The 8,680-nt window shown below is 58.1% G+C and carries 6 protein-coding genes and 3 pseudogenes; 3 read left to right on the top strand and 6 right to left on the bottom strand.

The annotated features are described in order from the left end of the window. Nucleotides 1-55 precede the first annotated feature (55 nt). Genes AC07FD_RS17825 through AC07FD_RS17815 form a run of 3 tightly spaced genes read right to left on the bottom strand, consistent with a single transcriptional unit; the run spans nucleotide 56 to nucleotide 3,838 of the window. A complete protein-coding gene (locus AC07FD_RS17825; protein ID WP_478350909.1) occupies nucleotides 56-1,366 on the bottom strand; it encodes an NAD(P)/FAD-dependent oxidoreductase in 1,311 nt (436 codons plus the stop codon). A gap of 23 nt (nucleotides 1,367-1,389) precedes the next feature. Then, complete coding sequence (locus AC07FD_RS17820; RefSeq protein ID WP_478350908.1) at nucleotides 1,390-2,916, bottom strand: aldehyde dehydrogenase; 1,527 nt, start codon at nucleotides 2,914-2,916, stop codon at nucleotides 1,390-1,392. After that, nucleotides 2,894-3,838 carry a dihydrodipicolinate synthase family protein gene (locus AC07FD_RS17815; protein WP_478350907.1) on the bottom strand — a complete coding sequence of 315 codons (945 nt, stop codon included), beginning with the start codon at nucleotides 3,836-3,838 and terminating at the stop codon, nucleotides 2,894-2,896. The genes AC07FD_RS17820 and AC07FD_RS17815 overlap by 23 nt, the downstream gene beginning before the upstream one ends. 585 nt (nucleotides 3,839-4,423) lie before the next feature. Between AC07FD_RS17815 and AC07FD_RS17810 the strand changes: the two genes are divergently transcribed. Further along, nucleotides 4,424-6,427 carry a CocE/NonD family hydrolase gene (locus tag AC07FD_RS17810; protein WP_478350906.1) on the top strand — a complete coding sequence of 668 codons (2,004 nt, stop codon included), beginning with the start codon at nucleotides 4,424-4,426 and terminating at the stop codon, nucleotides 6,425-6,427. A gap of 422 nt (nucleotides 6,428-6,849) precedes the next feature. Here the strand turns inward: AC07FD_RS17810 and AC07FD_RS17805 are convergent. Both AC07FD_RS17805 and AC07FD_RS17800 read right to left on the bottom strand, forming a co-directional pair. Then, nucleotides 6,850-7,074, bottom strand: a pseudogene (locus tag AC07FD_RS17805) (hypothetical protein); the annotation flags it as partial. A gap of 56 nt (nucleotides 7,075-7,130) precedes the next feature. Then, on the bottom strand, nucleotides 7,131-7,421 hold the full coding sequence (locus AC07FD_RS17800) for a hypothetical protein (RefSeq protein ID WP_478350905.1): 291 nt from the start codon (nucleotides 7,419-7,421) through the stop codon (nucleotides 7,131-7,133). A gap of 135 nt (nucleotides 7,422-7,556) precedes the next feature. Between AC07FD_RS17800 and AC07FD_RS17795 the strand changes: the two genes are divergently transcribed. After that, entirely contained in the window at nucleotides 7,557-7,730 is a 174-nt protein-coding gene (locus AC07FD_RS17795; protein ID WP_478350904.1) for a hypothetical protein, read from the top strand. Between the two features lie 441 nt (nucleotides 7,731-8,171). Further along, a pseudogene (locus AC07FD_RS17790) lies at nucleotides 8,172-8,282 on the top strand (IS110 family transposase); the annotation flags it as partial. Between the two features lie 199 nt (nucleotides 8,283-8,481). Here the strand turns inward: AC07FD_RS17790 and AC07FD_RS17785 are convergent. Then, nucleotides 8,482-8,680, bottom strand: a pseudogene (locus AC07FD_RS17785) (hypothetical protein); the annotation flags it as partial.

Below are 8,680 nucleotides of genomic sequence, written 5' to 3'. Positions count from 1 at the left end.
GCCATCTGCATCGCGGCAACCGTCATCTTCTGGCTCTGATCAATGAGTCCTGAGCCTAGAGTTCTCTCCCAGCGCGCCTCTGCATCGCCCAAAGCTTCAGTGGGGCGCCAATCGACATCAGCGGTTCTGGGTACAGCCGAACTGGAACTGGCTCATTCAGGGCGTCTGCTACCATGGGCTCGTTGCTGCCCGCAGCAAGATCGGCAGCCAGCATCCCGTAGAGGGTGCCCTGCACGGTTCCCAGACCATTGCAGCATCCGGCGACGAACACCCTCTCTTCAACTTCCCCAAACGCCGGCGCGGAATTGAGAGAGAGACACAAGTGGCCCCCCCATCGAAACTCCATCTCCATTTTGCCCAGCATCGGAAAGCGCGCCCGGAACGATCGATCATGCGCCGCGCCGATCCGGTTGATCTGCTTCTCGTTCGTGGACATGTCCGGGTTGTAGGTGAAGGTGTTGCGGACGACGATGCGGTCGCCGATACGGCGGATGGTCGATCCCATCGGATCGGCCGGGATCAATCCCCAGTTCGGCTCACCGCCCAGAGTGGCCTGCTCACTCTTCGAAAGCGGCCTGGTCATGCTGGCGTAAGTAAAGACATGCAGCAAGCGCTTCCTGAAGAAGCCGAAGCTTTCGAGGTGGCCGTTGACCGTCAAGATCAAGCGCGGCGCGGTGATCTCGCCCCCGACCGCCCTGATGGTGTGCAATTTGCCGGTCTGCACAGATGTAACGGGCGAGTTCTCGAACAACCGAACGCGGTTCGACAAGCCTTCGGCGAGTCCACGAATGAACCCGGCTGGCTGGGCCATCACCGTTCCCGGCGTGAAAGTGCCACCGATGAAGAAGTCGGTTCCCGTGATTTTCTTCAACTGCGGCCCATCGAGTCGCTCGAATGGCTCGCCGAGGCCCGTCAGATGGTTTTCAAATTCGCGCAGCACGGCAAGGCCGTGATCCGTTGCAGCCCCATGGAACTTGCCGGCCCGAACGAAGAAACTCTGTAGTCCGTATTCATCCGCCGCCCCCGCCGAGAACTCGATCGCCGCGCGGTTCATGCGAATGCGCTTGCGGTCGTGGTCCTGGCTTCCGCCATAATTCTCGCCGCCAAGCTCGTGTGGCAGGTCGATCATAAAGCCTGTGTTGCGTCCGGCAGCACCCCACGCGACGCGCTGGGCATCGACAACAACGATACGCTCGTTCGGCACAAGTTGTGTGAGGCGCCGCGCGGCCGCCAATCCAGCAAATCCAGCTCCTACAATGAGCCAGTCTGCTTTTTGACGGCCGCGCAGCACCTCAGGTGCCTTGGGAGGCGGCAGAATACCGTACCAGCCCGACAGGGACGTGTCCGCGGGCGCGCGGACGGCCACATGATCACCCATCGTTGACCAGACTAGTCTACGGAACGCGAGACTTTCTGGTCGGAAATGTCCGCCCAGATGGTCTTGAGTTCGGTGTATTGGTCGTGGGCGTGAAGTGACTTATCGCGACCGCCAAAGCCAGAAAGCTTGAAGCCTCCGAATGGGGTCGAGATGTCTCCTTCGCCGTAGCAATTGATGGTCACCGTACCGGCGCGGATATCTCGTGCGATGCGATGTGCCTTGCCGAGGTTGGCCGTGAAGATCGAGGCTGTAAGCCCGTATTGCGTATCGTTAGCGACGCGGACCGCCTCATCGGCGTTGGCCACCTTTATGACGGACAGCACCGGGCCGAAGATTTCTTCGCGCGCAATCGTCATTTCCGGCGTGACATCCTCGAACACGGTTGGCTCGATGAAGTAGCCCTTGCCGTGCTTGTGAGCGCTACCGCCCGTCACGATCCTGGCTCCTTCCGCGCGGCCCTTCTTGATGTAGCCCATGATGCGGTCGAACTGCTCCTTGGACACGATGGCGCCGAGCCGATTGCCCGGATCCAGTGGTTCGCCCAAAGGCCATTCCTTAAGCTTGTGAAGGACTGTTTCCACCAAACGGTCTTTGATCTTCTCATGCACGATCAGCCGCGAATTGGACGAGCAGTTTTCGCCCATGTTCCAGAACACCGCCTGAGTCACATGTTGTGCGACAACATCAAGATTTTCCGCGTCGTCAAGCACGATGCAGGGGTTCTTGCCGCCGCATTCGAGCACAATGCGCTTGAGGTTTGACCTAGCCGAATATTCCAGGAATTTCCGCCCGACATCGGTGGAACCGGTGAACGCAACCATGTCGATATCCGGATGCATGCCAAGCGCCTTACCGGTGATTTCGCCCGGGCCGGTTACGATCTGCAGGACGCCCGGCGGCAACCGGGCCTCGTGTGCCAACTCGGCAATCCGCAATGTCGACATGTTGGTCTGCTCGGCCGGCTTGACGATGACGGAGTTGCCGGTCGCGAGAGCCGGCCCAATCTTCCAGGCCAGCATCAAGATCGGGAAATTCCAGGGTAGCACGCAGGAGACCACGCCAAGTGGCTGGCGCACTATCATCGACACGACGTCATCGCCTGAGGGCGACGTCTGGCCGTAAAGCTTGTCAGTGGCCTCCGCGTGCCATTCCAAGCAGTGCAGTGCCTCGGGGATGTCTATGGTTTCGACGTCGTAGATCGGCTTGCCACTTTCGAGCGTCTCAAGCACCGCAAGCTCATGGGCATCGCGCTCCATTAGCTTGACCAGGCGCCGCAGCACCCGCTTGCGTTCGCTCGGATGGGCACGCGACCAGGTGCCCGATTCAAACGCCAGTCGTGCCTTCTCGACAGCGAGGTCGACGTCGGCCTGGCCGCAGGAGGCGATCCTTGCGATGACGTGCCCCGTCGCGGGATTGATGGTCTCGAAAGTTTCCCCAGATTGTGCCGCCCGCGCCTTGCCATCGATAACCGCGTTGGTTGGCAGCGGCAAGCTGTCGGCCAGGTTCTGGTACTCATCACGCGTTAATAGCGATGACATTCTCGGAGGCCCTCTTTTGGGATTTTGCAGTGATTGACGCGATGGCTGCTTTGAGCGTGCGGATCGTCATCTCGAGTTCCCGCTTCTGCTCATCGTCGAGCGCCCGCATCGGGTGGCGCACGGGTCCGGCCGGCAGCCCGACCAGCTCGCAGCCGAACTTGATGCTCTGCACGAACTTGCCGCCCTGTTCGAGAACTCGCATCAAAGGCAGCAGCGCCGACATGATCTGCCGGCCTTTGCTGAAGTCCTTCTCGATGACGCAAGCGTTGTAGAGAGCAAGATGCTCTCTGGGCAGGCAATTGCCAGCGCCGCAGACCCATCCCTTGGCGCCCCAGGCGAAGAATTCGAGCGCCTGATCGTCCATGCCGCAAAACAGGTCAATATGCGGATAGTCCCGTGCCAGCGCGTGCAGCTGGTTCATGTTGCCACTGGACTCCTTGATGGCGCAAAAATTGGCGCTGCGGCCTACCCGGTCCAGGAACTCCAGGTCCATCATCGTTCCGGTGCGCCCAGGGTAGTTATAGAGCATCACCGGCAGATTGGCAGCCTTGTCGATCGCCAGTGCATGATTGGCAAGTTCGAGCTGCGTTGGGACGGCGTAGTACGGCGCCCCGATCAGTATGCCGTCGTAATTCAGGTCCCTGGCGACCAGCGCATATTCGATGCAGTCCTCGGTGCGAATGGCGCCGACGCCGGCGATGAGAGGCACCTTACTCTTCACCACTGTCCTGGCGAGCTTCAACAAGCCGACACGTTCATCGCGTGATTGTGCGTAGTACTCCCCGGTGGTGCCGCCGACGATAATACCGTGCACGCCCGATGAAACCAGATGCTCGACCATTACGCAGAAGCCGTCGCGGTCAATTGATCCGTCCGCATGAAAGGGCGTGGTGACGGGCGGAATAATGCCTCTGAACGACATCTGCCTGGCTCCAATTCGGGTTCGAGTTTACCCTTATAGGGAAGGTTGGCGCGCCCAGCAGTCGAAATAAAATCACTTGATAGGCTACTTTTTTGCGCGAGCCTCGGGTCCCAAAATGAGGACGGCAGATCGCAATAGCTGCGAACTATCTCCAGCTTGGGCAATGGTTCTCATTCCCGGCTCTTTTCTCCGGACTGCAACCATGTGAGCCGGCGGGCTACACAACAACCGATTCGATCGACTGAGTAGTCCAGGAGTTAACGAGAGGTAGCTAGGCGGATTAAGTCGACGGGTCCGGCACCGCTCGACCACGATCGTGAGAGGCTTTCTATTCTAGGTTATGCTTTCCCCGCCCTTGACGATGGTCCCACTGGCGAATCAAGAACCAGGTCAGAACCTACGTTGAAGCAAACCTCCAGTGCACCCTTGGGATGGAGATGATAACGCCGCTGTTTTGCCAGTCGCTCTCGTGTGGCGAGAAATAAAGTCGTCTGGCAGCTTACTTTTTGTCCAATGCTCTATCGGAAGCGCCCGTGCTAGCGTCGGCTGAACATACCGTAACGCACCTCAGGGACACAAAACAATATGGACAAAAGCGGCAGCTGCATCCTGATCGACAACAGTTGGATCACGCTTCTCGATGGCACGCGGCTTTCGGCGCGAATCTGGCTTCCGATTAACGCCGAAAGCAATCCTGTGCCTGCCGTCTTGGAATTCCTGCCTTACCGAAAAAGCGACGGGACGAGAGCCCGCGACGATGCCGCCTATCCGGTTTTTGCCGCGGCTGGGATCGCCGGTGTACGCGTCGACATTCGTGGCACGGGGGAATCCGATGGCATTATCGACGGCGAGTATACCGAGCTCGAATTGTCCAACGCCTGCGAATTGATAGCTTGGGTTGCCGCGCAACCTTGGTCAAATGGCTCTGTCGGCATGATGGGCATTTCATGGGGCGGCTTCAACTGCCTGCAGGTCGCCGCTCTCCGCCCGCCGGCGCTAAAGGCAATTATTTCCATCGCGTCGACCGTCGACCGATATAACGACGACGTCCATTACAAGAATGGCTGTCATCTTTCTGCGAACTTTACCTGGGCGACAATCCAGCAAGGGCTCCATTCACGCTCGCCCGATCCAGTGCTAGTCGGCGACCGTTGGAGAGAGATGTGGCTCGATCGCTTAGCGAACCAACCTTTTTTTCTAGAAGAATGGCTTTCGCATCAGCGCCGTGATGATTTCTGGAAACACGGCTCAATCTGCGAAGACTTTTCGAGGGTGGAAGTTCCAACCATGATCATAGCCGGTTGGGCCGATGGCTATCGCAATGCGCCATTGATGGGCGTCGAAGGGCTTGGAGATCACGCGAAGGCTTTGATTGGTCCGTGGGTGCATAAATTTCCGCACCTCGCTTTCCCCAAACCGCGAGTGGATTTTATTGCCGAGGCAATTGCCTGGTGGAATAGATGGCTGCGCGGCAATAAGAATGGCGCCGAGCGAATGCCTCAGGTGCGCGCCTATATTCTAGATGCCCCGAAGCCGGCGTCGGGCCGTGACGCGGATCCGGGGTTCTGGATCGCCAAGGATCGTTGGCAGAAGCCGGAAATGCAGAACTTCTGCGCCGACCAAAACGGCCGTCTGACCGCCGGCACGGCCTCCCATTCGCCAAAACATGAGGTTTACCTTCGCTCACCGCTAAATACCGGAATTATGGGCGGTGAGTACATTGCGTCAAAACCAGATGCGGAGATGGCGCTCGATCAGAGACCGGACGACGCCGGCTCGCTGACCTTCGATAGCGCTCCGCTTTCGGATAACTACGATTATCTTGGGCGACCGGAGCTAAAGGTCACTATCTCTTGCGACGCCGACATCGCCAATTTGTGTGCCCGCATCGTCGACGTCCATCCTGATGGGACGGCGACACGCGTCTCTTTTGGAGTACTCAATCTGACGCATCGAGAAGGCAACACCAACCCGACGCCATTGCCGATGGGCGAGCAGGTCGAGACGCGCATTGTTCTCGATGCTTGTGGCTATCGCTTTCGCAAGGGGCATCGTATCCGGCTGTCATTGTCAACCTCCTATTGGCCGATGGTCCTCCCCAGTCCGCAGGATCCAGGTATTACTATCGACGTTGCGTCGATGGGATTGGCCATGCCGAAACTCGGCCAGCATGAAGTTATCGAGGTCAACGAGCCCGACAACCCCGATCCATTGCCCAAATACATAGCGCGGTCACCGGCCCGTACAGATCGTGAGGTAATTCATAATCTAACAGCCAATCGAACTGAATACAGGATTGTCGAAGATAGTGGACTAGTTCAAAATCCGGAAACCGGTATAGCAACACGTAACTTGAGGGAAGAATTGTGGTCAGTCCAGCTGAACGATCCCTTATCATCGATTGGTGCTTTAACCTACACCTGCGAAACGCAACACGGGCGGCTAAGCTTACGAACGGTCACCAAGGCGGGCATAGCATGCACGGCGAAAGATTGGATTATTAGCGGTTTGGTTGTTGCCTTCCAAGACGACAAGCAGATCATCGAGCGTAATTATGGGGAAAAGCGTATCCCGCGTGATATGATGTAGTGGCCTTGCCCTTGGAGTTGGTCCATCTTGAGAGTTTAATTTTCGGCTATTTTGAGCTTTGAAAAAGAGGACGAAATGGCACGGAACAACTACACTGCCGAGGAGATCATCGGAATGTTGGGGGAGGCGGAAGTCGGGCTTTGGGCGGTGCGATCTGTCGAGGTCTTGGGACATCGAAGCAATGCAAAGCCATTATCTTTGGCGTCGTGAGTATTGTCCGGCGTCAGAACTTTTGGCTCGAGCTGCGGCGTAAGTTAGAGGAGTGTCGGCCTCGTCTTGAGGTTGATGTTAAGCGGCGATCTTACGGTGCTGGAAGCCTCGACGATAGATGGTCTGGCGTTTGATCATTTGGCCCTCTTTAATGATGGCTGCCGCCCTGCCGAAGTAGGCGTCGGCCGGTGTTACGGACAACACGGTCTTCCGCCATAGCCGTTGCGGGTGTTGCCAGCGCCGTCCACGCCGGCGCGGTGGTGATCCATCTCTGCTTTCATGGCGCGTTCGGTCAGCGCCTTCTTCAGCGAATCGAGCGGGCCACCCTGATTAAATGCCGCGGTGCGGCGTTGCCCCGCGAGTATTTGGTCGAGAAGCTCATTCGGTATCGCAAGCTCTTTGCGTCGTGGACATACTGGGAGTCCGCTTTTACCTATTATGCCCGCCCACACACGGAGTCCCTGACAGCCCCGTTGTTGGGCAAGCAGCTGCTTTATGCTCTCATTACTCCTGTGCTGCCCTCCAGAAAGGGTTCGTCATCGCTCAACTCCTGTTCTGAATGCTCGTCATCGAACAGGCCATCGCCGTCAGCGGTACCGGCGAGATCTATGAGCACGCCCGCGTGGGCTGCTTCGGCATAAACTGAATGCGTTGTCTCCTCGCGCGCTGAATTCCCGTCGCGCTTGCGATGCGGCAAGTATACCAAAATAGCGGACAGCGCCGGATGGGGCTCGGGAGCCACATTCGCGCAGCCAATATGCGCCCGCTTGCCAGAGTGATCCATTCGTTCGCTATCAATTTATTGCCATGCGCAGATCCTCATCGGCTAGACTAGTTTCCGTCCGTAAACGCGCAAATTTCGCAGGGTTTACAATCGCGTGCTCCCTGCTTGGGCGTCTTAGCGGGCACGGATAGTGTCATGAGCGTTGGCCGTCGACAGAATGGTGTCATCGGCACGATCAGGCGCACGCCACTGCGGAAGGGCAATGGCCGGCGCGACGCAACCGCGATGGCGGCTCCGGCTCAGGTTCAGGTCGGCTTGAGGCGGATGAAGAGGACGAGGTTGAAGGCCACGACCGAGGACCAGACGTAAGCCTTGAAGTGATCAAGGCCGCGCCAGGTGCAGCGCGCCAGGCCGCAAGCACGTTTGAGGCAAGATTATGGCGCGACATATGTGGAACGTATATGGACCCCGCCCGATTGCAACAGGTCAGCTGGATCAAGATCGTCGGTCACAACTGCTGACGTATATCCGGCTTCCTCATGCGGCTGGACAACGTCTTCGCCGCGAGCCCCGATGGATTTTCGCGCGCTTCCACCTCATCGGCCCCTAGACATTGGCCGAAGCCAAGCCGGTCCACACACCAGGTTCGGGAAGCGACGGAATGACCGTTTCACCATCCGGACATATGACTGCACCGTTCCCGCGTGATGAAATCGACTGAAAAGCACTTGCAACGCGGGCCAATGGTATGGACCCCGCCCTCCAGGCGAGGTGAAATCTCGAACGTCAACTGCAACAAAGGCGGATGTCATGCAGGTCGTTCGAATAGGTCTGGATCTTGCGAAATATGTGTTCCAGGTTCACGGGGTCGACTGCCACGGAAAAGTCGTCGTGCGAAAGACGCTGCGTCGCGATGCGGTAGCCCTTTCAGCGCGGCGCATGGCCGCTGGCCTCGATGAAGTCCGCGAAGCGAGTGGCTGATCAATCTGACGTGCTCGAAGCACATTGTCGCGCAAGCCTCTCCCGCGTCGGGATTTCGTCCCGTGGAATCATCGTCTGCTCATGCACCTCGCCTCTTCCCGGTTCTTCTCCGGTTAGCTCGTGTCAGTGATCTCTGGCTTCAGACGTTTGCCGCACCAGCCGCCATCGCGCCAGGCTTCCGATAGGTCCCGCCCCTGACCAGCAGGGCCCAGATGATCCTCGCGGTCTTGTTGGCGAGCGCGACGGCGACGACCTTGAAAGGCCGACGCGCCAGCAACGCGGTCAACTGTTGATGGCTTTTCAAAAGCGCGTCTAAACGACGACAAGCGTTTGGTGCT

Source organism: Mesorhizobium waitakense (assembly GCF_056431085.1).
This window is presented reverse-complemented; position numbering and strand designations above follow the sequence as displayed.